Source organism: Streptacidiphilus carbonis, assembly GCF_000787775.1.
In the GTDB taxonomy this organism is placed as follows: domain Bacteria; phylum Actinomycetota; class Actinomycetes; order Streptomycetales; family Streptomycetaceae; genus Streptacidiphilus; species Streptacidiphilus carbonis.
This window is the reverse complement of the sequence record NZ_BBPM01000006.1, coordinates 26,430-52,766: the sequence shown is the minus strand read 5'-3', so window position 1 is coordinate 52,766 and position 26,337 is coordinate 26,430. Positions and strand designations below refer to the sequence as shown.

At 70.8% G+C, this 26,337-nt stretch carries 23 protein-coding genes and 2 pseudogenes; 14 read left to right on the top strand and 11 right to left on the bottom strand.

From position 1 onward, the window contains the following. Positions 1 to 127 precede the first annotated feature (127 nt). The gene (locus TR46_RS06415; protein ID WP_042395045.1) at positions 128 to 718 is read right to left on the bottom strand and encodes a TetR/AcrR family transcriptional regulator; all 591 of its coding nucleotides are present in this window, start codon (positions 716 to 718) and stop codon (positions 128 to 130) included. A gap of 160 nt (positions 719 to 878) precedes the next feature. On the opposite strand from TR46_RS06415, the gene TR46_RS06410 reads away from it, so the two are divergent. Next, a complete protein-coding gene (locus TR46_RS06410; protein WP_152626322.1) occupies positions 879 to 1,832 on the top strand; it encodes an alpha/beta fold hydrolase in 954 nt (317 codons plus the stop codon). 123 nt (positions 1,833 to 1,955) lie between these two features. Here the strand turns inward: TR46_RS06410 and TR46_RS06405 are convergent, their stop codons facing one another. The 4 genes from TR46_RS06405 to TR46_RS06390 all read right to left on the bottom strand — a co-directional run bounded on the left by TR46_RS06405 (position 1,956) and on the right by TR46_RS06390 (position 7,492). Continuing rightward, positions 1,956 to 3,293, bottom strand: a complete 1,338-nt coding sequence (locus TR46_RS06405) for an NADH-quinone oxidoreductase subunit D (RefSeq protein WP_042395043.1) — start codon at positions 3,291 to 3,293, stop codon at positions 1,956 to 1,958. 94 nt (positions 3,294 to 3,387) lie between these two features. Continuing rightward, a complete protein-coding gene (locus tag TR46_RS06400; RefSeq protein ID WP_084718003.1) occupies positions 3,388 to 6,111 on the bottom strand; it encodes a SpoIIE family protein phosphatase in 2,724 nt (907 codons plus the stop codon). 207 nt (positions 6,112 to 6,318) lie between these two features. Next, complete coding sequence (locus tag TR46_RS06395; protein ID WP_042395042.1) at positions 6,319 to 6,549, bottom strand: tautomerase family protein; 231 nt, start codon at positions 6,547 to 6,549, stop codon at positions 6,319 to 6,321. A 190-nt stretch (positions 6,550 to 6,739) separates the two neighbouring features. Further along, positions 6,740 to 7,492 carry an SDR family oxidoreductase gene (locus TR46_RS06390; RefSeq protein ID WP_042395038.1) on the bottom strand — a complete coding sequence of 251 codons (753 nt, stop codon included), beginning with the start codon at positions 7,490 to 7,492 and terminating at the stop codon, positions 6,740 to 6,742. 121 nt (positions 7,493 to 7,613) lie between these two features. Between TR46_RS06390 and TR46_RS06385 the strand changes: the two genes are divergently transcribed. Both TR46_RS06385 and TR46_RS06380 read left to right on the top strand, forming a co-directional pair. Then, positions 7,614 to 8,465 (top strand): MmyB family transcriptional regulator, encoded by an 852-nt coding sequence (locus TR46_RS06385; RefSeq protein WP_042395036.1) that lies wholly within the window; start codon positions 7,614 to 7,616, stop codon positions 8,463 to 8,465. A gap of 106 nt (positions 8,466 to 8,571) precedes the next feature. Then, on the top strand, positions 8,572 to 9,084 hold the full coding sequence (locus TR46_RS06380) for a tetratricopeptide repeat protein (RefSeq protein WP_236655222.1): 513 nt from the start codon (positions 8,572 to 8,574) through the stop codon (positions 9,082 to 9,084). Positions 9,085 to 9,167: 83 nt separating this feature from the next. Here TR46_RS06380 and TR46_RS06375 read toward each other — a convergent pair whose 3' ends face one another. Further along, positions 9,168 to 9,692, bottom strand: coding sequence for a hypothetical protein (locus TR46_RS06375; protein WP_174505099.1), 525 nt, complete (start codon positions 9,690 to 9,692; stop codon positions 9,168 to 9,170). A gap of 340 nt (positions 9,693 to 10,032) precedes the next feature. Further along, positions 10,033 to 12,774 carry an AAA family ATPase gene (locus tag TR46_RS06370; protein ID WP_042395034.1) on the bottom strand — a complete coding sequence of 914 codons (2,742 nt, stop codon included), beginning with the start codon at positions 12,772 to 12,774 and terminating at the stop codon, positions 10,033 to 10,035. A gap of 318 nt (positions 12,775 to 13,092) precedes the next feature. On the opposite strand from TR46_RS06370, the gene TR46_RS06365 reads away from it, so the two are divergent. Continuing rightward, a complete protein-coding gene (locus TR46_RS06365; protein WP_042395031.1) occupies positions 13,093 to 13,284 on the top strand; it encodes a hypothetical protein in 192 nt (63 codons plus the stop codon). Here the strand turns inward: TR46_RS06365 and TR46_RS06360 are convergent. After that, the gene (locus TR46_RS06360) at positions 13,281 to 13,832 is read right to left on the bottom strand and encodes a CGNR zinc finger domain-containing protein (RefSeq protein ID WP_042395026.1); all 552 of its coding nucleotides are present in this window, start codon (positions 13,830 to 13,832) and stop codon (positions 13,281 to 13,283) included. The two genes, TR46_RS06365 and TR46_RS06360, sit on opposite strands and share 4 nt — an antisense overlap. Before the next feature lie 42 nt (positions 13,833 to 13,874). Next, positions 13,875 to 15,524, bottom strand: a complete 1,650-nt coding sequence (locus TR46_RS06355) for an ABC-F family ATP-binding cassette domain-containing protein (RefSeq protein WP_042395024.1) — start codon at positions 15,522 to 15,524, stop codon at positions 13,875 to 13,877. A gap of 427 nt (positions 15,525 to 15,951) precedes the next feature. Between TR46_RS06355 and TR46_RS06350 the strand changes: the two genes are divergently transcribed. The 6 genes from TR46_RS06350 (at position 15,952) to TR46_RS06330 (ending at position 21,529) form a co-directional block, all read left to right on the top strand. After that, a complete protein-coding gene (locus tag TR46_RS06350; protein WP_042395019.1) occupies positions 15,952 to 17,562 on the top strand; it encodes a tannase/feruloyl esterase family alpha/beta hydrolase in 1,611 nt (536 codons plus the stop codon). 292 nt (positions 17,563 to 17,854) lie between these two features. Further along, positions 17,855 to 18,931, top strand: a complete 1,077-nt coding sequence (locus tag TR46_RS06345) for an alpha/beta fold hydrolase (protein ID WP_042395016.1) — start codon at positions 17,855 to 17,857, stop codon at positions 18,929 to 18,931. Between the two features lie 95 nt (positions 18,932 to 19,026). Next, positions 19,027 to 19,881, top strand: coding sequence for a Bax inhibitor-1/YccA family protein (locus TR46_RS06340; protein WP_042395011.1), 855 nt, complete (start codon positions 19,027 to 19,029; stop codon positions 19,879 to 19,881). Continuing rightward, on the top strand, positions 19,878 to 20,114 hold the full coding sequence (locus tag TR46_RS40730) for a hypothetical protein (RefSeq protein WP_152626321.1): 237 nt from the start codon (positions 19,878 to 19,880) through the stop codon (positions 20,112 to 20,114). Before TR46_RS06340 ends, TR46_RS40730 begins: the two co-directional genes overlap by 4 nt. Before the next feature lie 66 nt (positions 20,115 to 20,180). Beyond that, entirely contained in the window at positions 20,181 to 20,609 is a 429-nt protein-coding gene (locus TR46_RS06335; RefSeq protein WP_042395008.1) for an SRPBCC family protein, read from the top strand. Between the two features lie 71 nt (positions 20,610 to 20,680). Beyond that, a complete protein-coding gene (locus TR46_RS06330) occupies positions 20,681 to 21,529 on the top strand; it encodes a helix-turn-helix domain-containing protein (RefSeq protein ID WP_042395005.1) in 849 nt (282 codons plus the stop codon). A gap of 5 nt (positions 21,530 to 21,534) precedes the next feature. On the opposite strand, the gene TR46_RS06325 is transcribed toward TR46_RS06330, so the two are convergent. Then, entirely contained in the window at positions 21,535 to 22,485 is a 951-nt protein-coding gene (locus TR46_RS06325) for an alpha/beta hydrolase (RefSeq protein WP_042395523.1), read from the bottom strand. 143 nt (positions 22,486 to 22,628) lie between these two features. On the opposite strand from TR46_RS06325, the pseudogene TR46_RS44010 reads away from it, so the two are divergent. Together TR46_RS44010 and TR46_RS43035 are read left to right on the top strand one after the other, a co-directional pair. Continuing rightward, positions 22,629 to 22,976 (top strand): annotated as a pseudogene (locus tag TR46_RS44010) (DUF2255 family protein); the annotation flags it as partial. A gap of 63 nt (positions 22,977 to 23,039) precedes the next feature. Continuing rightward, the gene (locus TR46_RS43035) at positions 23,040 to 23,486 is read left to right on the top strand and encodes a VOC family protein (RefSeq protein WP_042395521.1); all 447 of its coding nucleotides are present in this window, start codon (positions 23,040 to 23,042) and stop codon (positions 23,484 to 23,486) included. Between the two features lie 77 nt (positions 23,487 to 23,563). Here the strand turns inward: TR46_RS43035 and TR46_RS44005 are convergent, their stop codons facing one another. Further along, the gene (locus tag TR46_RS44005) at positions 23,564 to 24,973 is read right to left on the bottom strand and encodes a BTAD domain-containing putative transcriptional regulator (RefSeq protein WP_236655221.1); all 1,410 of its coding nucleotides are present in this window, start codon (positions 24,971 to 24,973) and stop codon (positions 23,564 to 23,566) included. 249 nt (positions 24,974 to 25,222) lie between these two features. Here TR46_RS44005 and TR46_RS06305 point away from each other — a divergent pair, with 249 nt between their 5' ends. Further along, the gene (locus tag TR46_RS06305) at positions 25,223 to 25,945 is read left to right on the top strand and encodes a molybdopterin-dependent oxidoreductase (protein WP_174505098.1); all 723 of its coding nucleotides are present in this window, start codon (positions 25,223 to 25,225) and stop codon (positions 25,943 to 25,945) included. Then, positions 25,893 to 26,337: pseudogene (locus tag TR46_RS44000) on the top strand (hypothetical protein); the annotation flags it as partial. The gene TR46_RS06305 and the pseudogene TR46_RS44000, both read left to right, overlap by 53 nt.

Genomic DNA, 26,337 nt, shown 5'->3' with positions numbered 1-26,337 from the left:
GTGCTCCTGACAACCAGAGTCTATGAGTGGCCTTTGCGGCAGTCGGGCAGGCGCGAGGTCGATTCCTGGTGAGAACATTCGTCACGGCACGATTTGTGCCAGGGCCTGCGACAGTACGCCGAGCTCTCTACTCCCGTCCGGGCAATGCCTGCGTGAGCGCGCCAACGGTCACGCCGACGATGTCCAGGAGTTGTGCCGGGCTCGCACCAGCCCTGCTCATGACGGCGAGACACTGGTTCACCCCGGCCATGTGCACAGCGAAGGCCTCGGCGTCCTGGTCGCTCAGTGGGCCGGCCCTCAGCGCGGTGCGCAGGCGCGAGAGTTGGAAGCCCAGCGACTCCCTCGCGCGCGCGGCGACGGCAGGGCTCAGCACCGGAATCGCCATGGCCGACTGGGCGATCAGGCATCCGTCCGGCAGTTCGGGATCGGCGATGCGCTCCAGGGTGACGTCGAAGAACGCGCGGACTGCTGCAAGAGGCTCCGAGGCTGCGCACGACAGGGCGGCGTCGTACTTCTCGCCGTAGCGCGCGGCGTAGCGGTCCAGGCAGCGCAGGAAGAGCGTGTCCTTGTCCCCGAGCGAGGAGTAGATGGAGCTCCGGTTCAGGCCGGTGGCCCGGGACAGGTCGTCCACCGAGGTGTCGGCGTACCCGGAGCGCCAGAACTGGACCATCGCGGCGTCGAGCGCCGTATCCATGTCGAACTGCTTCTTGCCTGCCATGTGGCACTTCCTCGCCGCCGTGTCGATCTGTCGGGCTGGTGACTCCACTCTATCCTGAACTGATCAGTTCAAGATGTGCTAGCGTTCGACCCGTGATCACGGCCGGCCCGTGCTCCGAACCAGGACAGCTGACACGTATGCACGTATGCACGTATGGAGGATGACCGTGGCCGACACCGCGACCCGTGCCCAGTACGGCTTCGAGGGCAACCCAGTCCGCGACGTTCCCCTGTACGACCTGGCGGGATTCACCCACCGATGGGTCGATGCGGACGGCGTCCGCCTCCATGCCGTCGAAGGCGGCCGCCCCGCCGGCCCGGTCGTCGTCCTGCTCGCGGGATTCCCGCAGACCTGGTGGGCCTGGCGCAAGGTGATGCCCCTCCTCGCCGAGCGGTTCCGGGTCATCGCGATCGACCTGCCAGGGCAGGGCCACTCCGAGCGGCCGGAGTCCGGCTACGACACGCACACGGTCGCCCGCCGCGTCCACGCCGCCGTGCGGATTCTCGGAGCGTCGACGTACTGGCTGGTCGCCCACGACATCGGAGCCTGGGTTGCCTTCTCCCTCGCCCTCACCTACGAGGACCGGTTGGGCGGGGTCGTCCTGCTCGACGCCGGCATTCCCGGCGTCTCCCTCCCGGCGGCGGTTCCCACCGACCCGGAACAGGCCTGGAAGACCTGGCATTTCGCGTTCCACCTGGTGCCCGACCTGCCCGAGAGGCTGCTTGCCGGCCGTGAGGGGGAGTACGTCGGCTGGTTCCTGAAGGCGAAGGCTCATTCTCCCGACACGTTCGATGCCGCCGAGATCGACCACTACACAACGGCCGTCGCCGCCGGCAGCGGCCTTCGCGCCTTCCTGGCCTACTACCGGGACGCCGCCGAATCGGCCCGCAGGAACCACGAGGCACTCGAGCGGCAGCGGCTGACCGTGCCCGTCCTCGGGATCTCCAGCAGCCACGGCTCCATCCCGGACATGGCGGCCTCCCTCAGCCCGTGGGCCGAGCAGGTCACCGGAGTCGTCGTGCCCGACGCCGGACACTTCATCCCCGACGAGCAGCCCGAGGCCGTCGCTGCCGCGATCGCCGGTTTCGTCGTCCCAGCGGGACTGCCGAATTGACGGCGTATCACCCGCGGTCGCTCGAGGCGGCCCTGGACGTCGGCGGGGGAGCGGCGGTCAGCCGCCGCACCGATGCCCGGGCCCGCGGGCGTCGTCGCCCACGGTCCGGCCACGCGACGGCTCTCACCGGTCCGCGCCGCCCATCACCGGGTCGATGCCGGCCACCGCGACGATGACGTCCGCGACCTGACCGCCCTCGCACATCGCCGCCACCGTCTGCAGATTGGTGAAGCTCGGGTCGCGGAAGTGCACCCGGTAAGGCCGGGTGCCGCCGTCGGAGACGACATGCACACCCAGCTCGCCCCTCGGGGATTCGACCGCCGTGTAGGCCTGTCCCGCCGGGACGTGGAAGCCCTCGGTCACCAGCTTGAAGTGGTAGATCAAGGCCTCCATGGACTCGCCCATGATCTTGCGGATGTAGTCCAGCGAGTTGCCGAGCCCGTCCGCGCCGAGCGAGAGTTGGGCCGGCCACGCGATCTTCTTGTCGGCGACCATCACCTCGCCGCCGCCGCCCCCGAGCTGTTCCAGGCACTGCTCGACGATCCGCAGCGACTGCTCCATCTCGTGCAGCCGGATCAGGAACCGCCCGTAGGAGTCGCACGAGTCGGCGGTCTCGACCTCGAAGTCGTAGCCCTCGTAGCCGCAGTACGGCTGCGACTTGCGCAGGTCGTGCGGCAGGCCGGTGGCCCGCAGGATCGGCCCGGTCGCGCCCAGCGCCATGCAGCCCGCCAGGTTCAGAAAGCCGACGCCCATCAGCCGGGCCCTGAAGACCGGGTTGTCGCTGGCGAGCTTGTCGTACTCGTGCATCCGCCCGCGCAGTGTCTTCACGCCCTCGCGGATCTGCTCCAGCGCACCGGGCGGCAGGTCCTGCGCCAGCCCGCCGGGCCGGACGTAGCCGTGGTTCATCCGCAGCCCGGTGACCAGCTCGAAGATGTCGAGGACGACCTCGCGGTCACGGAACCCGTAGACCATCAGGGTGGTGGAGCCGATCTCCATCCCGCCCGCGGCCACGGCGACCAAATGGGAGGAGATCCGGTTGAGCTCCATCATCATCACGCGGATGACGCTCGCCCGCTCCGGCACGTCGTCGGTGATGCCCAGCAGCCGCTCCACCGCCAGGCAGTAGGCCGTCTCGTTGAACAGCGGCATCAGGTAGTCCATCCGGGTCACGAACGTCGTGCCCTGGACCCAGTTGCGCCACTCCATGTTCTTCTCGATGCCGGTGTGCAGGTAGCCGATGCCGCAGCGGGCCTCGCGCACCGTCTCGCCGTCGATCTCCAGGATCAGCCGCAGCACTCCGTGGGTGGAGGGGTGCTGCGGACCCATGTTGACGATGATCCGCTCGTCGTCCGCCTTCGCCGCCGCGGAGACGACCTCTCCCCAGTCACCACCGGTGATCGTGTAGACGTGGCCCTCGGTGGTGTCGCGGGCGCCTGCCGTTCCAGGATCGGAGCTGCTCATCGTCGCTGGGACCTCCGGTGTGGTCGCCGATCGCGTCCAGGGGCGCGGGCTGCGCGTCACCGGGACACACCAACCAGAATGCGCTTCATCCCCGTCAGGTGCTCTGCTCGGCCCAGATGATCTTTCCTGCGGGGAGGTACCGGGTCCCCCAGCGCTCGGCGAGCTGGGCGACGAGGAACAGTCCCCGGCCGCCCTCGTCCGTGGGGGTCGCGTAGCGCAGGTGCGGAGAGGTGCTGCTGGTGTCCGACACTTCGCAGATCAGGGTGCGGTCGTACAGCAGCCGCACCAGGATCGGGCCGGTGGCGTAGCGGATGGCGTTGGTGACCAGCTCGCTGAGGATGAGCTCGGTGGTGAAGACGGCGTCGTCCAGCCCCCACCGGCCCAGGTGCTCGGCGATCCGGACCCGTACGTCGGCGACCGCCGCCGGGTCCGAGGGCACCTCCCACTCGATGATCCGGTCGTCCGGCAGCGCCCGGGTGCGGGCGACGAGCAGGGCGACGTCATCGGTCGGATGGGCGGGCGGCAGGGTTTCGAGGAGCGCGGCGCAGGTCTCCTCCGGCGTCCGGTCCAGGTTCTCCGGGGCGCCGAGGGTGGCGCACAGCCGCGCCAGGCTGTCGTCGATGTCGCGGTCGCGGTCCTCGATCAGTCCGTCGGTGTAGAGCACGAGTCGGCTGCCCTCGGGCAGGTGCAGCTGGACCGACTGGTAGGGCAGCGAGGACATCAGCCCGAGCGGCGGCCCGGACGGTACGTCGGCGATCGCCGCGCTCCCGTCGGGGAGGACCACGGCGGGCGGGGGGTGGCCGGCCCGGGCCATCGTGCACAGCCGGGTGCTCGGGTCGTAGATCGCGTACAGGCAGGTGGCACCGGTGACCGCCGCCGGGCCCTCGGCGGTCCGGCGGCCGTCCGGGGCCGTCCCGTCGCCTGGGGTCTCGTCCCGGTCGATGCGCGCGACCAGGTCGTCCAGGTGCGACAGCAGTTCCTCGGGCGGTAGGTCCAGGGCGGAGAAGTTGTGCACGGCTGTGCGCAGCCGGCCCATGGTGGCCGCCGCGTGCAGGCCGTGGCCGACCACGTCGCCGACCACCAGGGCGACGCGGGTGCCGGGCAGCGGGATGACGTCGAACCAGTCGCCGCCCACCGACTGGGCCGGAAGGTACCGGTAGGCGACGTCGACGGCGGTCTGCTGGGGCATGCCGCGCGGCAGCAGGCTGCGTTGCAGGGCGCCGGCCATCGCGTGCTCGCGGGTGTAGCGGCGGGCGTTGTCGAGGCAGACCGCGGCGCGGGCGACCAGTTCCTCGGCCAGCGACAGGTCGTCCTCGTCGAAGCGCGCGGGCTGGCTGGACCGCCAGAAGTAGGCGACGCCGAGCAGCACGCCGCGGGCGCGCAACGGGACCACGATGCGGGAGTGGACGCCGAAGTCGAGCAGTGCCTGCGCCCGGGCCGGGGACTGGGCGCGCCATGCCTCCGCGGTGGGCAGGTCCGATTCCAGGACGGCCTGCTGGTGGTCGAAGGCCCACGCCTGCGGTGTGGCCGGATCCAGCGAGAACACCTTGCCGACGGGGAAGAACGGGAAGCCCTCCCGGATGCCGTGCATCGCCACCCGGCACATCCGGATGCCGTCCCCGGTGATCGGTTCCTCCCCCTCCAGGACGCTCTCCACCAGGTCGACGGTGGCGAAGTCGGCGAAGCGCGGCACGCCCACCCGGGCGAGCTCCCAGGCGGTATGCCTGAGGTCGAGCGTCGTGCCGACCGCGCCGGTGGCGTCGTACAGCAGTTTCAGGCGCCGGCGAGCCGCCTCGGCCTTCTCCGACAGCAGCCGCAGTTCGGTGGAGTCCCGAAGAGTGGCCACACTGCCTCCGGGGCCGCCCTGCGAGCCCATCGGCCAGGAGTTCACCACCAGTAGCCGATCGCCCACCGTCAGCACCTGGTCGCTCACCACCTGCTCCGAGGACCCCGAGGACAGCGCCTCGGTCACCTCGCGCTCCAGCCCGAGCCCGGTGAGCGGCCGTCCCTCCAGCTCGGCGTCCTCGGGCAGGCCCAGCAGCCGCCGGGCCTCGTCGTTGACGACCGTGACGCGGCGCTGTGCGTCGAAGCCGACCACGCCCTCCCGGATGCCGTGCAGTGTCGCCTCCCGCTCCTGGAACAGTCCGGCGATCTCCTCCAGTTCGAGACCGAAGGTGCTCCGCTTGAGCCAGCCGGCCAGCAGGAAGGCGGCGATGACCCCGATCAGCAGGACCGCACCGGCGTAGACGCCGAACGACGGGAGCTCACGCCACAGTTGGCTCATCGCCGTGGATTCCGGGATCCCCGCCGAGACCTCGCCGAGCGGGCGGTGGCCCGGCCCGTACAGCGGCACGATCCCGTTGGCCGAACGCCCGGTGGCCCCGGTGTCGATCCTCGTGTGCGTCCTGCCGTCCAGGGCGACGACCGGCTCGGAGACCTGCTGCCCGATCAGCGCCGGGTCCGGGTGCGAGTACCGGACCCGGTCCAGATTGATGACCACGACGAACGACGCGCCAGAGTCCGTGGCGATCCGCTGCGCCTCGGCCTGCACGGCACCGTTGCGGGAGGGCGGTCCGCCCGCGGCCATCGTCGCGATGATCACCGGGTTGTTCGCCGCCGTCTGCGCGATGGCCACGGCGCGCTGCTGGTAGAAGTGGTCCAGCTCGGCCCGCTGGACCAGCGCGAACAGCCCGAAAGCGACCGCACTCGTCGTCGTGAGGATCACCAGGAGCGCGATCAGGATCCGCCGCGAGAGCGTCCCCTTCCGGACGCGCGGCAACCGCACCCCCAGCGGCGCACGCCCCGGCTGCGAGGACACCGTTGCCACATCCCTCCGGACAAAAAATGCTGTTTAGCCAGTTTTACCCATAAAGAGCGTCTGTATCGGCTGCCTCTCCGTCGGCGTACCGATCATCGGTATCGGTCCTCGGAGCGGGGGTGACCGGGATCCCGTGGGAATCCGCCTCGGGTGCGGCGCCCGAACGGCCGCCGCACCCGGGCACGCGGTCCGCGAGCGGCTCGGGGCCTACGAACCGGACCCGCGCGCGCTGCCGCCTTCCTGCAGCATCGCGAGCGTGAGGACATGGCCACTGATGCCCCAGCCGCCGTCAGCGACCTCCTCGACGAGCACCATGGTGCCGCTGCGGGCACGCTCGCCGTAGAGCTCCACATAGAGCTCGGTGGTGCGGTGGACGATCGTCTCCTTCTGCTCGGCACTCAGGGTGCCTGCGGGGACCTTGAAATTTGCGAACGGCATGACTGATTCAGCTCCTTCTGGTGGCGGGCCTGCAGGTGGCAGGCCTGCGATTGCGATGCGGTGGAAACGTCCGGTCCTGGGGCCGCTCCTGAGGGCTGCGCCCAGCCCGGCATTCGGGTGGGGGGTGGGGGTGCGGTCCGGCCTTGGCCGTGGGGTACGGCGCGTGGGACGGCGGGCGGCCCCGACGGACTCAGACCATTCCCCCGTTGGCGCGCAGGACCTGACCGTTCACCCAGCGACCGTGCGGCCCGGCGAGGAAGGCGACGACCTCGGCGATGTCCGCCGGTGTACCGAGCCGGCCGAGCGGAGACTGGTCCGCGAGCCGGGCGACCAGCTCCTCGTCCTTGCCGTCGAGGAACATGTCCGTCGCCGTCGGACCGGGTGCGACGGCGTTGACGGTCACGTCGCGGCCGCGCAGTTCGCGGGCCAGGATCAGCGTCAACGCCTCGACCGCGCCCTTGCTGGCGGCGTAGGCACCGTAGGTGGGGAACTTGGTGCCGACGACCGAGGTCGAGAAGGTGATCAGGGAGCCGCCGGCCCGAAGACGCCGTGCGGCCTGCTGGGCGACCACGAAGGTGCCGCGAATATTGGTCCGGTGCAGGTCGTCGAGGACCGCGAGGTCGAGGTCGGCGACCGTCGACAGGGACATCTTCCCCGCCGCGTTCACCACGGCGTCGACGCCGCCGAAGCGCGCCTGTGCCTCGTCGAAGAGTCGCTCGACAGCGTGCTCGTCGGCGACGTCCGCCTGTACCGCGACCGCCCTGCCCCCGGATTCCGCCACCTCGGCGGCGGCCTGCTCGGCGAGGTCCTTGCGCCCCGCGTAACCGATCACGACCGCGTATCCCTCGTCGGCCATTCGGGTGACCACCGCCCGGCCGATGCCGCGCGAGCCGCCGGTGACCACAGCGACCCGGGGCGCCGTGCTCTCAGCCTCAATGTTCATGGTGTGCTCCGTTCTCGTGACATCCCCACCCTGGGCTCCCGGCGCCGGGGTATCCAGTGGCCGCTCACCCAGGGGTCGCCATCCCCTGGCTCCGGCGCGAACGCCAACGCAGACTGGAGAAGTGAACCTCGCTGAGCTCGGAGCCTTCCTCAAATCACGGCGCGACCGGATCCGGCCCCCCGACGTGGGGCTGCCCTCCGGACCGCGTCGCCGGGTGCCGGGGCTGCGCCGGGACGAGGTGGCCCAGCTGGCGGGGGCCTCGGTCGACTACTACATCGAGCTGGAGCGCGGCGGCGGTGCGCAGCCCTCCGAGCAGATGCTCGCCGCGCTCGCCCGAGCTCTGCGACTGACCCTCGATGAGCGCAACCACCTCTACTACCTGGCCGGACGCCCGGTCCCGCCCTCGGGAAGCAGCGCCTCGCACGTGCATCCCGGGATGCTCGACCTGCTCGACCGGCTGGCTGGTACCCCGGCCCGCGTCATCACGGACCTGCATGTGGTGCTGTTTCAGAATCCGCTGGCGGCAGCGCTGCTGGGCCCGGCCCCCGCGGAGACCGGACCGCGGGCGAGCTTCGTCTACCGCTGGTTCACCGATCCGGCCTCCCGCGCCATCTACCCGCCGGAGGACCACGACCGGCATGCCCAGAACTTCGTCGCGGACCTGCGCGCGGCCGTGGCCCGACGGGGCGGGCGCGACGAGGAGGCGAACTGGATGGTCGGCGACCTGCAGCGGCGCAGCCGTGAGTTCACCGAGCTCTGGGAGCGCCACGACGTTGCCGTGCGCCGACTGGACACCAAACGCATCGTCCACCCGAGCCTCGGCGTGATCGACGTCAACTGCCTCAACCTGCTCAACGAGGACGGGCGCCAGCGCCTGCTCTGGTTCAGCCCCGTGCCGGGCACGGACGCAGTGGAGAAACTCGAACTGCTCGCCGTCCTCGGCACACAGAACCTGGTGCCGAACGCCGACTGAGACCGGGGCGGAGAGCCCTGCGGGCTCGTCGGGGGGTTCTCGCGGGCGGTGCTGCGATAGGGTGAATCGATCTTCGAGCTTGCAGGCATGGGGGAGTGGGGCAGTTGTGGCGATCGGCTTGACGTCCGAACTGGAAGAAGCGATCCAGCGTGGCTACGACCAGCGCGACCGGGAGAACATGGCACCGACGATCGCCTACTTCCAGGCCCTGCTGGCTGAACACCCGGACCATCCAGTCCTGGTGTACGAGGTGGGCGGCGCCTACGACACCGCGGGCCAGGAGGAGACCGCCCGTGGCTACTACGAGCGGGCGCTCGCCCTCGGCCTTGAGGGCGACATCCTGCGTCGGTGCCTGTGCCAGTACGCCAGCACCCTGAAGTGGCTGGGCAAGCTGGACGAGTCGCTGGCGGTGCTCGAACGCGCCCGCGAGCAGTTCCCGGACTCCGACGCCGTACGCGTCTTCCGCGCTCTGACTCTCAATGACGCCCAGCGGGGTGACGAGGCGGTGGCCGAGTTGCTCACCGTCGTCACCGGGCACGCCGAGGTCACCGACCTCGGGCGGTGGGCGGTCGGGCTGCGCGGCCTCGCCCAGTGGCTCGCTGACGGCCGTCCCGAGTAGGAGGCCCGGGACGGACATTGGGTTGGCCGCCTCGATTCAGGCGGTCACCGCGAACCCGCGCCGGAACGGGGAGCCTTGGTCTCTCAGCGCGCCTTGGTTGCCCGGCTCTGACGTTTGCCGGGTTCCACCAGGGTGTACGTGACCGAGCGCTGGTGCTTGTGGCGGCGCAGACGTCCCTTGGCGACCAGGCCTTCGAGGGTGTTGCGCACGACCTGCGGCGTGGGGCTCCGGTCCGGGTACCGCTCCAGCAGTTCCTCCCGGAGCTCTTTGGCCGGGCGCGGCTCCTGATGGGCACTGAGCAGCTCCGACAGGAGGTCGCCGAGCAGAGGCTGCCGTGGCTTCTTCGGCTCGGCGGCGGCGACCGGGCGCTCCGTCGGGGTCCGCGGCAGCGCCGGTTCGTCCTGTGCCTGCTCGGGCAGGTCCGAGGGGTCGGCCGAGCCTTCGAACCGCTCGGCGAGCGACAGGATGTCACCCAGCAGGGCCTCCTCCTCCTTCAGGGCCTTGAACCGCTCGGCGAGTTCGTGTTGCTGACGGAGGTTCTTCTGCAGATCCGATGCGGCCTGTTCCACGTACCGCGCTCGGAGCGATTCGGCTGCCTGCTTGGTCACAAACCTTCACTCCTTCAGCTTGGGATGCTGCCACGTATGCTACTCACGCCCGGCTGCCCGCGCCGAGGGGTGTGAGCGACGTGGGACGGTTCGGATCCACCGGGTGTGCGGCATTTCCCGCGTCCTGAGCAATGTACCCGGGCGCAGCCAGACATGTCCGTTCGCGGACATTAAGTCATTCGACTGTTCCCGTCGGAGTACTCCCCGGTGGATCCTTGAACGGTCGCCCCCATGCCGTGCCGGGCGGCCACGACACCCGGAGGAGCAGCTGTGAACCGTGGGCCCGCCGCCCTCATCCACGGAGCGCGGTTCCACGCCCGGTCCCCGGTGTGCGGTCCTGTCAGCCCGTGTCGTCGGGGATCCTGCCCAGCGCGTCGCGCAGTGCGGCCCGCGAGGTGATGCCGAGTTTGGGGAACACCCGGTACAGGTGTGAGCTGACGGTGCGCGGGGACAGGTGGGTGCGCTCGCCGATCTCCTTGTTGGTCAGGCCGCGGGCGGCGAGGTCGGCGATGCGGCGTTCCTGCCAGGTCAGCGAGTCCGGACGAACGGAGGAGGCGCGGGCGGCGATGCCGCAGGCACGCAACTCGGTCCGGGCCCGCTCGGCCCAGCCTGCGGCGCCGAGCCGTTCGAACGATTCGGCGGCCAGGGTCAGCGATCGGCGGGCGGCCTGGCGGTCCGGCCCGTGGCGCAGCCGGATGCCGTGGGCCAGACGGACGCGGGCGAGCTCGAAGGGGAAGTTCGGACCGGCCGGATGCGCCTCGACGCGTCGGTACATCTCGCCGGCCTCGTCCTCGTCGGCGGCGGTCATCGCCAGAGCCCCGTAGGTGATCAGGGCCAGTCGGGGCGAGACGTCGGGCAGGCCGGCGGCCCGGGCCGCCAGGGCGTGCTGCCGGGCCTGTTCGGCGCGTCCGGTGTGCAGCGCGGCTTCGACGAGGTCGAGCAGGGTGCGCGAGGCCTGGTGCGCGCAGGGTTCGAAGAAACCCGGCCGGGTGATGCCGATGGCGTAGAGGTACGCCGCCTCGTAGTCGCCCTCGCTCAGGGCGGCGGTCGTGCCGACGGCGTCGGCGATCTGGGTGAGGAAGCCCACACGTCGCGGGCGTGCCCAGGCGTCGACGACGGCCTGCAGTTCCCGTGCCGTGTCCAGTTGCCCGCGCATGGCCGCCAGCAGGGCGAGGTAGGCGCGGCTGTGGTGGGCGAAGAGCGGGTGCCTGTGAGCCGTCGTCAGCTCCTGGCTGCGCCGGCCGGTCTGCTCCGCCTCGTCCCATTCGCCGGCGGCCATCTGGTCGAGCATGATCAGGTGAAGCATGGTCATGCCGCTGGCCATGGCGCCGGTCTCCACCTCGCGGTCCACGATGCGCTGCAGTTGGGAGCGGTACTGGCTGAGGGTGTCCACGTGGTAGGCGGCCACCCCCAGCCGCACCACGTCCCACGGTTCGAGCACCTGCAGCGCGGCGAAGGCACGGTCCACACGTTCGCGCAGGCCGGCCCCGCGCCGTACCACGTCGCTCCAGGCATCCTGGTAGATCAGGGAACTCTCCAGGACCAGGCCGTCCAGCGAGTCGAGGAGTTCGTGGGCCTGCTGCCATGACGCCTGGTCGCTGCGGTACTGGTTGATCACCAGCAGCAGGTTCACCAGCCTGGTCAGTGTCTCGTCGGGCCCCTTCGGGCCGCTGTCGCGCAGGGCCTCGATCGCCGCCACCACCTGGCCCCGGGTGGAGCGCACATCCCCGTCCTCGTACAGGGCGACGTACCCGGCGGTGACCACCGCGGCCGGTGATTCGGCTCCGCCAAGGTCCCGGTCGGAGTGGACCAGGCGCTGGGCGTGGTCCAGCAGCCCGGAGTGGCCGGCGACGAAGGCGGCGTCGCCCAGCCGGCGGGAGCGGTCGTGGTGGTTCTCGCTGAGTTCGGCGGCGCGGGTCAGCCAGGCCACCGCTCCGGCCGAACCGCCGCGCCGGGTCGCCGAGGCGGCTGCCGCCTCCAACGCTGCTGCGACCTGCTCATCCGGGTCGACCGCGGCCGCCGCCAGATGTGCGGCATGCCGCTCCGGGTCCTGCCGGTGCACCTGCGCCAGCGCCGCATGGGCGTCCCGGCGTTCATTGGGGGTCGCCATCTGCACGACGGTCGAGCGGACCAGGGGGTGCCGGAAGACGAACCCGCCGGTGACTGGATCGGTGTCCAGCAGACCGGAGGCCGCCGCCTCGTCGGCGTCCGTCATCCGGTACCGCGACGCCCGGGTGGTCACCGTTCCGGCTCCCGCGGGGACCCCGTCCAGGGCGCCGCGGAGGAGTTCCGCGCGCACGCCCGCGCCGAGCGACCCGATACGTGTGCCGTATACGTGCTGAAGCCGGTGCGGAAGCGGCAGGCCGCTGTATCCGGGCAGCTTCCCGGTGTCCTGCGTGGCCGTGACGCTGCTCAGGAACGGCGGAAGCTCCAGCAGTGCCAACGGGTTCCCGCAGGCCTCGTCCAGGACCAGTCGGCGGATCCCAGCGTCCAGCAGCGGGAACCGCGTGTCCAGCAGTTGTTCCGAGGCCTGTGCGGAGAGGGTCGACACGGCCAGTTCGGGCAGGGCGGCCGTGTCGAAGCCGGACGGGATGTCGGACCGCAGTCCGACGACGAGTCTCACGGCGCTGCTCGCGGTCCGGCGTCCGACGAACCCGAGGACCTCGGTGCTGGTGGCGTCCAGCCACTGACCGTCGTCGACCACCAGCAGCAGGTGTTCCTGGGAGGCTGCCACGGACAGAAGATCGAGGACTGCTATGCCGAGCGCCATGACCGACGGTGCCGGTTCGGTGCTTCGTCCGAAGACGACGCCGAAGACCGACCGGCCGGACTCGTCGAGCCGGTCCAGCTGCGGGAGCAGCGGGTGGAGCAGTTGGTGGAGGCCGGAGAAGGGAAGCTCCGACTCGGCCTCGACGCCGATGGCCCTGACCACGCGGTGGCCTGTCACCGTGGCGCGTTCGACGGCATGGTCCAGCAGGGTGGTCTTGCCCACCCCTGATTCACCCCGCAGGACCAGGGCCCGTCCACCGGGCGACGTCAGCAGTGAGCCCAGGAGCGCCAGTTCGTGCTCCCGGCCGACCATTGCTTCGAGCGATTCCACGGCCGCTTCACTCCTTCTTCTGGACCGGCGGCGGGCCCCGTGCCGGGGGAGGACACGGGGCCCGCGTATGTGGGTCGGCCGGAGGGCCTTCGAGGTGTCGTTCAGGCGGCGGTCGCCGCGAGCCACTAAGACATGTGTCAGTGCGAAGCTAACACATGTATATGCGCCTGCGATGACACCTGCCTCGTCGACGTCGCTTCTTGGCATTCCGTCTACGTCACCCCCTTGACCGGTGACGAACTCTGGGCGCATGCTGGTCACGCAGAGGTACGGCGCACGGTGTGAGAGCGGAGAGCGGCCATGGCTGACGACGGTGGGGCGGATGCCGCCGAGGCGCGGAGCGAGCGGTTCCGGGTACTGCCCGAGCGGATCCGGTTCGAGGACATGACCGAGACGAGTGACGTCTCGTCACACGCCGGCGCGGGCCCGGGGTACGACCCCGAGCGGTCGTGGACCTTCTACTCGTGCCTGCCTCTGGACCTGGGGCTCTAGGCGGCCGCGCTCTTCCTGCGGGCGCGGTACGCGGCGGCCTTGATCTTGTTGCCGCAGGACTCCATGCCGCACCACTGGCGCCGCATCCCCCGGGAGCGGTCGATGTAGACGCGGGTGCACTCCGGATTGCCGCACTCCTTGAGCAGCGGCACGTCCGGTCCGCTCAGCAGGTCGACGGCCTGGCGGGCCACGGTGGACAGGGCCTCCTGCGCCGTCGCCCGGGTCCAGCGTCCGGCCTGGGTCAGCTGCGGCACGGCGCTGGGCTGCCGTGCCGCCTCGTTCAGCAGGTCCAGCGCCTCGGCGTCGTAGTCCGAACCGAGGCGCCGGGCGGTGACCAGCGAGTAGACGCCCTCCCGTACGGCGGTGGCCCGGTCGACGTCGGCCTGTTCGCACGGGGCGAGAGCGTCGACGACCCCGGACTCCAGGTACCAGGCCGCCAGCCGTTCGGGAGTGCCGAACATCTCGAAGCGCGTGCTGCGACGGGCCCGCAGCGTGGCGGCGAAGTCCAGGGCCGGGTGGCCGCACACAAAGACATGCTCGGGATTCATGTCACCATTCTGGCAGGTGACTCATTCGGCTCGCAAGAGTCGTCACCGGTTCGACCGGTGCGCATCCGGGGCGCCGGTCTCCTGCAGTTCACCGCCGTCCAGCCGCAGCCACCGGCCCACGCCGATCTCGCGCAGGAACCGCTCGTCATGGCTGACCACCACGAACGCCCCCCGGTAGGAGGCCAGCGCGCTCTCCAGCTGGCCGGTGCTGACCAGGTCCAGGTTGTTCGTCGGTTCGTCCAGCAGCAGCAGGTGCGGAGCCGGCTCCCCGCACAGCACGCAGGCCAGGGTGGCGCGCAGCAGTTCGCCGCCGGACAGGACGCCGACCGGGAGATGGGCGCGCGCGCCGCGGAAGAGGAAGCGGGCCAGCAGGTTCATCCGCTCGGCCTCGGGCCTGTCCGGGGCGGAGGCGGCGAAGTTCTCCGCGACGGTGCGCTGCGGGTCCAGCAGGTCCAGCCGCTGCGACAAGTACGCCACCCGGCCGTCGGCCCTGGTGACCTGTCCCGACCCGGGCTCCAGGACACCGTCCAGCAACCGCAGCAGCGTGCTTTTCCCGCCGCCGTTGGGGCCGGTGAGCGCGATGCGCTCGGGTCCGCGGACGGTCAGTGCGACGCCCTCGCCGGCGAAGACCGGCCGGCCGCCGAACCGGACCTGCAGCCGTTCGCCGAGGAACAGGTTGCGTCCGGCCGGAACCTGGGTGTCCGGCAGGTCCACCGTGATGCGCTGTTCCTCGCGCAGGGCCCGTCCGGCCTCGTCCAGTCGGGCCCTGGCCTCGCCGACCCGGCCGGCGTGAACGTGGCCGGCGCGGCCCGCGGACTCCTGCGCGCCCCGCTTCATGGTGCCGGCGAAGATCCTCGGCAGGCCGGCGTTGCCCAGGTTGCGAGCGGCACTGCCCGCCCGGCGCTCGGCGCGCTCCCGGGCCTGCTGCAGCTCCCGCTTCTCGCGCTTCAGCTCCTGCTCGGCGTTGCGGACGTTCTTCTCGGCGACCTCCTGGCCGGCCCGGACGGCTTCCTGGTACTCGGTGAAGTTGCCGCCGTAGAACCGCAGTTCACCCCGCTCCAGTTCGGCGATGCGGGTCATCCGGTCCAGCAGCTCCCGGTCGTGGCTGACCAGCAGCAGGCAGCCGGTGAAGTCCTCCAGCACGTCGTAGAGCCGGTGCCTGGCGTCGAGGTCGAGGTTGTTGGTGGGCTCGTCCAGCAGCATCACGTCGGGCCGTCGCAGCAGCTGGGCGGCCAGGCCGAGGGAGACCGCCTGGCCGCCGCTGAGGGTGCCCAGAGACCGGTCCAGCGCCAGGCCGGCCAGGCCGAGCCGGTCGAGCTGGGCCCGGGTGCGGTCCTCGACGTCCCAGTCGTCGCCGATGACGGTGAAGTGCCTCTCGTCCACGTCACCGGATTCGACGGCGTCCAGGGCGCGGATCACCTCGGCGATGCCGAGCACCTCGGCGACGGTGAGGTCACCGGTCAGCGGCAGGCTCTGCGGGAGGTAGCCGAGGGCGCCGGTCACGGACAGCGAACCGGAACCGGGCCGCAGCTCTCCGGCGACCAGCTTGAGCAGTGTGCTCTTGCCGGAGCCGTTGGGCGCGACCAGGCCGGTGCGGCCGGCCCCGACGGTGAAGGACAGGTCCTGGAAGACGGGGGTGTCGTCGGGCCAGGCGAAGGACAGGTTCGAGCAGACGACGGAGGCGTCGGACATGGTGGTGACCTCGTGAACAGGGGACGGCGAAGGGACATGCCGCCGCCCGGGCAGACATGGTGACGTGAGGGAACGACAGCGGGGCCACTGCGGCGGCGCCTCTGGCGGCGGCCGGCGGTCTGGCGGTCCGGGCTGTCACCCGGAGATGTCGTCGTCCAACCCCATGCCCGACTCCTCTGTCCGACTCCTCCATGAACGATCGAGGTTCGTTCGGAGTCTAACACCCGGAGCCGGAGTGACATCGGGAGTGCGCACACCTGTGTCGCCGACGACTGACCGTCAAGTGACTGATGTGCGTGAGCTGTGCCCGGACCAGAGTGGTGATCGCAGCCTCCGCTCCCGGAGGGTGCCGGGAACACGGTGCCGCAGTGGTTCGCAGCACATGTGTTCCAGCTCCAGGACACACTTTTCTTATGGACAGGGAGCCATGAAACGACTTCAGATCTGCCTGGTGGCGGCAGTGCCGCTGGTGGCCGCGCTGTACCTGCCGACCGGCGCCTCGGCGCAGGCCGCGAGTCCAGCGGCCGCCGCGCTCAACTGCTCGGCCATGACCGTGAAGGCGCCGGCCGGGGCGACCATCGAGTCGGTGACCGCAGTGAGCCAGGCCGGGGGGACCGTGCAAGGGACCGGCCTGCTGAACGGCACCGTCACCGACGTCCCGCCATACTGCGACGTCACCCTCACCCTCACCCACCCGGGCGCCGGCGACCATGCCAAGGTCCAGGTCTGGCTGCCGGTGAGCGGTTGGAACGGCCGCTTCGAGGGGCTCGGCGGCAGCGCCTACGCCGCGGGCGACAACGGCACCGGGCTGGCCACGGCGGTCAAGAGCGGCTACGCCGCCGCGACCACCGACGCCGGCATCGGCGATGTGATCGACACCAGCTGGGTGCTGAACAGCAAGAACCAGGTCAACGCGGCGCTGCTGGAGAACTTCGCGACCCGGTCCCAGCACGAGGCCGCCGTCGTGGGCAAGGAGGTGGTCGACGCCTTCTACAGCAAGGCGGCGTCCTACTCCTACTTCACCGGCTGCTCGACCGGCGGACGCGAGGGCTACGTGGAGGCCCAGCAGTACCCGGGCGACTACAACGGCATCCTCGCCGACGCGCCCGCCATCAACTGGACCCAGTTCGAGGTGGCCACGCTGTGGCCGCAGGTGGTGATGAACGAGGCGAAGACCTATCCCACCACGTGTGAGTTCAACGCCTTCAACCAGGCCGCCGTCAAGGCCTGCGACAAGCTCGACGGCGCGGTCGACGGCCTGATCTCCAACCCCGACGCCTGCCACTTCGACCCCCGCAAGCTCATCGGAACCACGCTGGTGTGCAACGGGCAGCAGGTGACCATCACGGCGGCCGACGCCGCGGTGGTGGCCAGGATCTGGGACGGTCCGCGAACCACATCGGGCAAGAAGCTGTGGTACGGCCTGCCCGTCGGCGCCGCCTTCGGGGACCTGGCCGCCATCCAGACCGCCCCCGACGGCACCGTCACCGGTGCGCCGTTCGCGGTCCCGTCGGCCTGGGTCTCCGACTTCGTGCTCAAGCAGCCCGCCTTCAACACGGCGACCTTGACCTACAGCCAGTTCGACCAGGTGTTCAAGCAGTCCGTGGCCGAGTACGACACGGTCATCGGCTCCGACAACCCGAACCTGTCGGCGTTCAAGAAGACCGGCGGCAAGCTGCTGACCTGGCAGGGCGACGCCGACCAGCTGATCCCGGCCAAGGGCACCGTCGCCTACCGCAACCGCGTCGACCAGCTGATGGGTGGCACGAAGGAGGTCGACGCCTTCTACCGGCTGTTCCTCGCCCCGGGCACCGCCCACTGCGGACTCAACGGCGGCAAGACCGACGGTCTGGGGGCCCTGACCAACTGGGTGGAGCACGGCCGGGCCCCGGAGACCCTGGCCGCAACCCTGACCACCGCCTCGGGCCAGTCCGTGAACCGCGACCTGTGCCGCTACCCGCTGGTGTCCGCCTACACCGGCCACGGCGACGTGGCAGACGCCGCCAGCTTCCGCTGCGTCCCCACCGGCCGCCGCTGAGCCGAACCGTCCCCGGCCCTCCCGGGCCACCGCGTCTCCCGTCCCGTCCCGGCCCGCGTCCACGCAGGCCGGGACGGTCGCGTTCGGGGGAGGGCACGACGCTTCTGCAGGCGCCCCCCGGGGATCGGGCGGAGGCAGACAGTCGGATGACTGAGTCCCTCCTGGAGTCCGGTCCCCGGAGCGGCGCGGCGAACTCGGTCATGGCCCACCGTCAACTGACGGATGTGACCCGCTTCCTGGTGGCCGAGAGTGGCCACACACGAACTGCACACCCCACCACCAAGGAGAGAGCATGGACAGGCGCACCTTCACCAAGGGCGTCGGGATGAGCGCGGGCGCCGCGGCCCTGTCGCTGACCGGCCTGCCGACCGCCGCGAACGCCTCGACCGCCTCGACCCCTGCCGGGACCGGTGGGAGCACCGGGGCCGTCCCGACCGTGCCGACCATCACACCGGGGACGCACACCTCGTTCGGCGAGCTGAAGCAGGTGCGCGCCGGTGTGCTGGACATCGGCTACGCCGAGGTCGGGCCCAAGCAGGGTCCCGTGGTCATCTGCCTGCACGGCTGGCCCTACGACATCCACAGCTTCGTGGACGTCGCCCCGCTGCTGGCCGCCCAGGGCTACCGGGTGATCGTGCCCTACCTGCGCGGACACGGCACCACGCGGTTCCTGTCGGCACACACCTTCCGCAACGCGCAGCAGTCCGCGATCGCCCTGGACATCATCGCGCTGATGGACGCGCTGAGGATCGACAAGGCCGTGCTGGCCGGCTTCGACTGGGGGTCGCGCACCGCGGACATCATCGCCGCGCTGTGGCCCGAGCGGGTCAGGGCACTGGTGTCGGTCAGCGGCTATCTGATCACCAATGTCGCCTCGCAGGCGACGCCGCTGCCGCCCGCGGCCGAGCACACCTGGTGGTACCAGTTCTACTTCGCCACCGACCGCGGACAGCTCGCCATGCAGAACCCCACCGACCGCCCGGAGCTGTGCCGTCTGGTGTGGACCACCGTCTCGCCGACCTGGAACTTCGACGACGCGACCTTCGCGCGCACCGCGGCGGCGTTCGAGAACCCGGACTACCCGGCCATCGTCATCCACAACTACCGCTGGCGGCTGGGTCTGGCCGCCGGGGAGCACCGCTACGACTCCTATGAGAAGCAGCTCGCGGCGCGACCCACGATCACCGTCCCCACCATCACCCTCGACGCCGCACTGGACCCGTTCACCGCCGCCGGGAACGGCTCCGGCTACCGCGGCCTCTTCACCGGCCCCTACGCCCACCGCACCCTCGGCGACATCGGCCACAACCTGCCGCAGGAGGCGCCGACCGCCTTCGCCCAGGCCGTCGTCGACGCCGACCACCTCTGAGGGTCCGCCAACTCGCTCGGAGGACACGCCATCCAGGAGCGGCGGCCGCACGTACCAGTGCGGCCGCCGGTCCTGGCACCAGAAGGAGAACCAGAGTGAAATCGAGCAATCCGATCCTGACCCGGAAGGAATTCGGCCGCCGCGGCGCCCCGGTAGCCGGTGCCCCGCTCCCGGTGGGCGCCGCCACTGCCGCCGGGCACCAGTCGGCCGGGCGCTACGCCGGGTTCGACGCCGGCGCCCCCGCGGGCGCGGTCCCGGCCGAAGGCAGGACCATGACCCTGGACGACGTCGTGGTCCGCGCCGCCGCGACCCTGGGCACCGTCGCAGTGGCGGCACTGCTGTCCTGGACCCTGCTGCCGGTGGACGAAGTGGACGTCAACCGGTCGTACGGCATCGCGGTGGTCTCCGCCCTGGTCGCCTTCGTCCTGGCGATCGTCCAGAATGTCAGGCGCACCGCCGTGCCGGCCCTGATCATCGGCTACGCGGCCTTCGAGGGCGTCTTCATCGGGGTCCTGTCCAACGTCACCTCGACGTATGTCGCACCCGGCGTCGTCGTCCAGGCGGTACTGGGCACACTGGCCGTCTCGGCGGGCGTGCTGATCGCCTATCGGATGCGGTGGATCCGCGTCACGGCGCGGTTCTCCGGCTTCGTCCTGGCCGCGGGAGCCGGCTTCGTCCTGCTCATGGTCGTCGACTCGCTGTTCTCCGCCTTCGGCAGCGGGAACGGCCTCGGCTTCGACAGCGGCGGCCTGGGAATCGCCTTCGGCATCGTCGGCATCATCCTCGGGGCGTCCTTCCTGGCACTGGACTTCAAACAGATCGAGGAAGCGGAGGCCAACGGCGCTCCGCGGGACGAGGCGTGGCTGGCGGCCTTCGGACTCACGCTGACCCTGGTCTGGATCTACCTCGAGGCCCTGCGGGTGCTGACCATCCTGCGCGGCGACGATTGAGTCCGACCGCGCTGCTGCTCTCGGCGCCGGTCGTGCTGTTTCGGACGATCACCCGCGGCGCCTGGCCGCTGACGGGGGCCCAGCTCGCCGGTGGCGACGACATCGCCTGGGTTCTCGCCGGCAGTCTGCCCGTCGCCGTGCCACTGGCGTCCAGTTGGACGGTTCCGCCGGAGCAGTTCACACCAGACCTGTGCGATCCGCACATCCTGGCGCATCCATCGTCACCGCCTTGACCGGTGACTGAGTTCCGTGAAACATTCATCACCGGTCAGACCGGTTACTTTTTCGAAGGAAGACTCATGGCTGTCGTACGCTTCCACCTCGTCTCCACCCTCAGCCCGAAGGACGTCATGGGGGTGCTGACCGACTTCGGGCCCGGCCGACCCCAGGCCTGGCCCACGATCGACGCCGAGCACTTCACGGTCCACCAACTCGGCGACGGCTGGGCCGAGGTGACCGAGGGCACCGCCGCCGCCTGGGAGCGGGCCCGCTACGAATGGAACCCCGAGGGCGACAAGGTCACCATCACCACACTCGACTCCAAGCTTTTCGGCGCCGGGGGCGGCTGGGTCTTCACCATGACCCCGGAGGGCGACGGCACCCGCGTCGACGTCGAACTGACACGGCAGCCCGGCACACTCAAGGGAAAGGTGCTGGCATCGCTGCTGCCGCTGGCCGCCCCCGCCTCCCTGCGCAAGTCCTTCGCGGTGCCGCTGAAGGCGAAGTGACCCGAAGGGGCCGGCGGCACCCGCCGCCGGCCCCGGGTACGTCCGACCACAGGGAAAGAAGGAGTGCGACCGTGGCATCCGACCAACGCGAGATCGGGGCCTTCCTCAGGGCCCGGCGGGCCCAACTGACCCCGGACGACTGCGGCCTGCCCGCGACGGACTCACCACGCAGAGTGGCCGGACTGCGCCGCGAGGAGGTGGCCCGGTTGGCGGCCATCAGCGTCGACTACTACACCCGGCTGGAGCAGGGACGGGTCCGCGCGTCCGCCTCCGTCCTGGCCACCCTGGCCAGAGCCCTCCGCTTCGACGACGACCAGCAGAGGTACCTCTACGAGGTCGCCGGCCGCGCTGACGCCCGGCCCCGGCGGCAGCCCGCCCAGCGGGTACGGCCAGTGGTCCGGCGCCTGCTCGACCAACTCGCGGAGACCCCCGGCATCCTGCTCAGCAGACGCCTGGACATCCTCGCCTGGAACTCCGCCGCCGCGGCCCTGTACACCGACTTCTCCGCCGTCCCGCCGGAGCGGCGCAACTATGTGAGCCTGCTGTTCACACACCCGGTCGTCCGCGGCATGCACCGGGAGTGGGAACACGACGCCCGCGACGCCGTCGCCGCGCTGCGGATGGCCGCGGCAGCCGACCACGAGGACCCCGGCCTCGCCCGGATGACAGCTGAACTCTCGGCCCGGAGCGCCGACTTCCGGTCCTGGTGGGCGGAGCACCGGGTGATGGGATCCCACTACGGGACCAAGCACTACCGGCACCCGGTGGTCGGCGACATCACTCTCGACTGCGACACCTGGAGCAGCCCGGACGGCTCGGGTCAGCTGATGGTGCTGACCGCCGAACCCGGCAGCCCGAGCCATGACGCCCTGCGCATCCTCACCTCGTTGACGGCGTCCGACCGGAACCTGTTCGGCTGACCGTCTCAGCGTCCGGCGCCGAGGGCGGTGGTGAGGTCGGCGGTGAGGTTGGCCGTGAAGAAGTCGGCGAGCCTGTCGACGGCGGGGTCGATGTACTCCTTGCGGTCGTAGAGGTCGACATGGCTGGCGCCTTCGATCCAGTGGAGTTCCTTGGGTCCGGTGGCGAGGTGGTGCACCTCGACAGCCATCCAGGAGGTGATGGCGCGGGACCCGACGATCTGGAGCAGCGGGCGGGGACCGATGAGCGGGACGGCCCGGAATGCGTCGAAGAAGGCCAGCTTGTCGATGCTGGGCCAGGCCAGGGACTTCGCCGAGCGCTCGTGCAGTCCGCGCGCGGTGCAGTAGTACTCGAAGCCCTCCACACCGTGCTCCCCGCCGAGCGCCGCGGCCTGTTCGGCGGTGTCGGGGAACATGGTCATCGCCCCGGGGTCCTCGCCGCGGGCCGCGGCGGTGCGGGCCAGGGCGGCGGCGTCCAGGAGGCTCTGGAAGAGGGCCGGGTCCTGGGCGCCGTCGGCGCCGAAGCGGAACTGGCGGGCGACGTCGACGCCGCTTACGGTGGCCAGGGCCCTGATGCGGTGGTCGCCTCCGGCGGCGGACAGCGAGTAGCCGCCGGAGGCGCAGATGCCCAGGACGCCGATGCGTTCGGCGTCGACCTCGCCGCGCGTGGTGAGGTAGGAGACGGCGGCCTTGAAGTCCTCCACCCGCTGAGCGGGGTCCTCCAGCCCCCTGGGCGCACCGCCCGACTCGCCCTGGTACGCGGCGTCGAAGGCGAGGGCGGCGAAGCCGCGGTCGGCCAGCGCCTGGGCGTAGGTACCAGCGGTCTGCTCCTTGACCCCGGTGCCGGGGTGGCCGACCACGACGGCCGGAAGCGGACCCGGCGCGGGCGCGTCGGGGAGGTGGAGGTGGGCGGCGATCGGGATGCCGGCGCTGTCGAAGGTGACGTTGGTCCTCGCCATGGAGAGCTCCTCGTTGATCGGTGCTGACGTCTCCACGATGACGGCGGATCGCACCGGGAGGAAGAGACAGGTTTCTGCCTGGGAAGAAACCTGCCCCCCCACATGTGTTACCGGACCACGATGCCGATGCCAGACTCGGATGCATGGATATGCCGACCTCCGCCGGCTGGACAGCCGAAGAACTCAGTCTGCTCAGCGAGAGCCGATCCCTGGTCCTGACCGCCGGAAGCAGCGGTCAGGAAGGCGTGGAGCTCGGCATGGTCCTGGTCGGCGGCCAACTCTTCGTCCGTGCCTACGGGGGAGTGCGCTCGGGCTGGTTCCGGGCGGCACAGCGGTACGGACGCGGCAGCGTCAGGATCGGAGACGCCACCCGTGAGGTCCTCCTGCACGCAGGCGACACCGGGCCCGCCGACGAGATCGACGGAGCCTACCGCAGCAGGTACGGAAGTACCGCGGCCGCCCTGGTGGCGAGCCCCGGGGCACGTACGGCGACAGTACGCATATCCCCGGCCCCGACACATACGTCACACCTCCAGCGAAAGCGAGACAGCACCGTGGATATGAAGCTCGAAGTCGTCATCCTGCCCGTGTCCGACGCCGACCGTGCCAAGGCCTTCTACGTCGGGCAGCTCGGCTGGCGCCTGGACGCCGACTTTCCGATCAACGACGGCTACCGGATCGTCCAGGTGACTCCTCCCGGTTCGGAGTGCTCGGTCATCTTCGGGGAGGGCCTCTCCGAGCAGCAGCCGGGCACCCTGCACGGCCTTCAGCTGACCGTCACCGACATCGTCGCGGCCCTGCAGGAGCTGGCCTCCCGCGGGGTGACGGTCTCCGGCCCCTTCCGGGACTCCACCGGTGCCTTCCGCCACGCGGGTACCGGTCACCGCGTGCCCGGCCTGCACCCCGACCGGGCCAGCTACGGCACCTTCGGCGCCTTCGAGGACCCCGACGGCAACGGCTGGTTCCTCCAGGAGATCACGGAACGCGCCCCCGGCCGCTGAGACGCACAGAGGTCGTGTGACACATCCGGCGGAGGTCCTGCCGACGACGGCGGCCCCCGCCGGAACGCGGGGGCCGCTCAGCGCGGCGCGGGACGCAGGTGGCGGCTGACGTCGCCGACCAGCCGGATGCGGACCTGGCGGTGGGTGAACCGCCAGTGGCCGCCGTCGCCGCTGAACCGGTCGTTGTAGGTCCCCGCGGCCACGGCCTGCAACGGGAGGCCGGGCAGCGCCTGGAAGACGGTGACGTAGGAACGGGCGGTGGCGGTTCGGGCCTGCGGGTCGACGTCGATGACGAGGTTGGTCGTCATGTGATGGGTACGCGGTGTTCCGTCCTCGTAGCGGATCACGCTCTCCCGGAGCATGCCCTCCACGGCGTCGCGGCCCACGGCCGGCGTGCCGCTGCCGAGGAACGTGGCGTCCTGGAACAGCTCGCCGACGCCCGCGAAGTCCCCTGCGTCGACGCGCTCGGCGTACTGGGCGATCAAGTTGGCGACGGCGGTCTCCGGTGAGGTGCTCATGGACCGAGCATACGTGTACCGGGCGTTTGCCCCTCGGCCGAGGGGCTGCTCAGGCAGTACAGGGCTCGATTGCCGACACATGTCTCGGTCGAGACGAACCCACGGTCGGCGGGGACAGGGACACCGGATGAAAGGTGTGGGCGCGGTCGGTGGTCGGGCCCCCGCTCCGGGCGCCCGGACCGGGCCGCCGGGAGTCGGGGAGGACCTGGGCCGGAGCAGTTGTCGCCGCGCGGCGGACAGGTCGGGGCCGGGTTCGACGCCGAGTTCGTGGTCCAGGGTGCGGCGAACGGATTCGAAGTGCTGCAGCGCCTCGGCCTGTCGGCCGGTGGCTCCGAGAACCCTGATGATCCGGGAGTGCAGGGCCTCGTCGAAGGGGTGGGCCCCGGCAGCCGCGCGCAGGGCCGTCAGCACGTACTCCGCCTGTTCGGGAGCGGAGTCGAGGACGACGTCGGCGGCCTCCTTCGCCGTGGCCACGAATTCGTGGCCCACCGAGGTGAAGACGGGATGCCGGGCCACCGACGTGCCTGCGGCGACGACGGGGCTGCGCCAGATCCGCAGGGCCGCGGTGAAGTCGGGCACAGCCCGTGCCGGATCGCCGCCCCCGGCCGCGGCCTGTGCCCGGGTGCGCAGCTCGCGGAAACGCAGCAGGTCGGACGACGAGGCGTCGACCAGGAGCCGGTATCCGTCGGCGGCGCGCACCAGGTGTTCCGCGTCCTTGCGGCTGCGCAGCGCCGGCTCCAGGCTTCTGCGCAGCGCACCGATGTGCCGGTGTACGACGTTGACGGCGCTGACGGGGGGTTCCTCGTCCCACAGGATGTCCACCGCCTCGCTGAGCGTCATGGGGCCGGGGGCGCGCAGCAGGAGCAGGGCAAGCAGGGCGAGCCGTTTGGGCGGCCCGAGATCGAGTTCGGTGCCACCGCGCAGCGCCCGCACGCTGCCGAGAAGCGAGTAGTGCACGTTCGCCTGCATCTTGCGGCCGACCTTGCCCTTCTGTGCCTGTGTCCGTGCCTGTGCCGGAGGCGGTGCTATCTTCGAGACCATCGCGTCACCGCTTAAACCGGTGACGCGAGGGTCCCGCTCCATGGGCGCCGTTGTCAAGGCGGCAAGGGTGTGCCCCACAAAACACATGTTCAATGAACTGACATCCGGCGCCGCTCGTGTTTACCGGCAGCAACATCGAGCCCGCCCGACCGGCGCGACGTCAGAGGAGAGGTGCACATGGCTGCGAAACGGCCGAAGGAGACACAGGGTCCACCCGTCGGGCGACGCGCGCTGCTGGGCATGCTCGGCGCCGGCGCCGCCGGACTGGCTGCCGCCCCCTATCTGCAGCACGGTTGGGAGAGTGTGCTCGCCACGGCATCCCAGGAGGACCCCACCGGGCTCTCCGGCCTGCTGCCCAACCCCGGCGGCTTCCGCTACTACAGTGTGGTCGGCTCGGTGCCGCGCAAGGACGCCGCCGACTACGCGCTGACGATCGACGGCCTGGTCGACCGGCCGCGCACCTACACGCTGGCGGACCTGCAGGCCATGCCGCAGACCCGGATCGTCCACGACGTGCAGTGCACCGACGGATGGCGGGTGGAGAACACCCCCTTCGAGGGCGTGCGGCTCGCCGACCTCCTCGACGCCGCCGGAGCGCACGCCAAGGGCGCCGCGATCCGCTTCACCTGCTTCGACGGGGCCTACAGCGAGAGCCTGACGCTGGAACAGGCCCGCCGCAGCGACGTCCTGGTGGCCCTCAACATGCAGGACAAGCCGATCACCTATGAGCACGGCGGACCGGTACGCCTGTATGTGGCCCCGATGTACTTCTACAAGTCGGCCAAGTGGCTTTCCGGCATCTCGGTCACCGAGACGGTCGTCCCCGGCTACTGGGAGGAGCACGGCTATGCGGTCGACGGATGGCTCGACGGCGCGGACAAGCACCGTGACGCAGCCTGAGCGCCCCGAGCGGATCCGCCGCTTCAGCGCCGGGGAGCGCATGGTGCACCGGTGCACCGGCATCCTGATGCTGCTGTGCGTGGCGAGCGCCGCCTGCCTGTACCTGAACCCGCTGGCCCAACTGGTGGGCCGTCGCCACCTGATGGTCACCGTGCACGAGTGGTCGGGGATACTGCTGCCCGCGCCGCTGCTGCTCGGCCTGCTCTCGCACGCGGTGGGGTGCACATCGAACGCCGCGGACATGACCATGGCTGACCCTTCCGGAACGGGAAGTCTCCCGGCCGTGCGGGCGGAGGAGAACCTTGCAAGGACAACCTTGAACCGAACCGCCCGGCGACTCCAGGCGGTTGACAGGCAGTTTGGGAGGTCCGCGCGGTCACCGGCACCGGTGC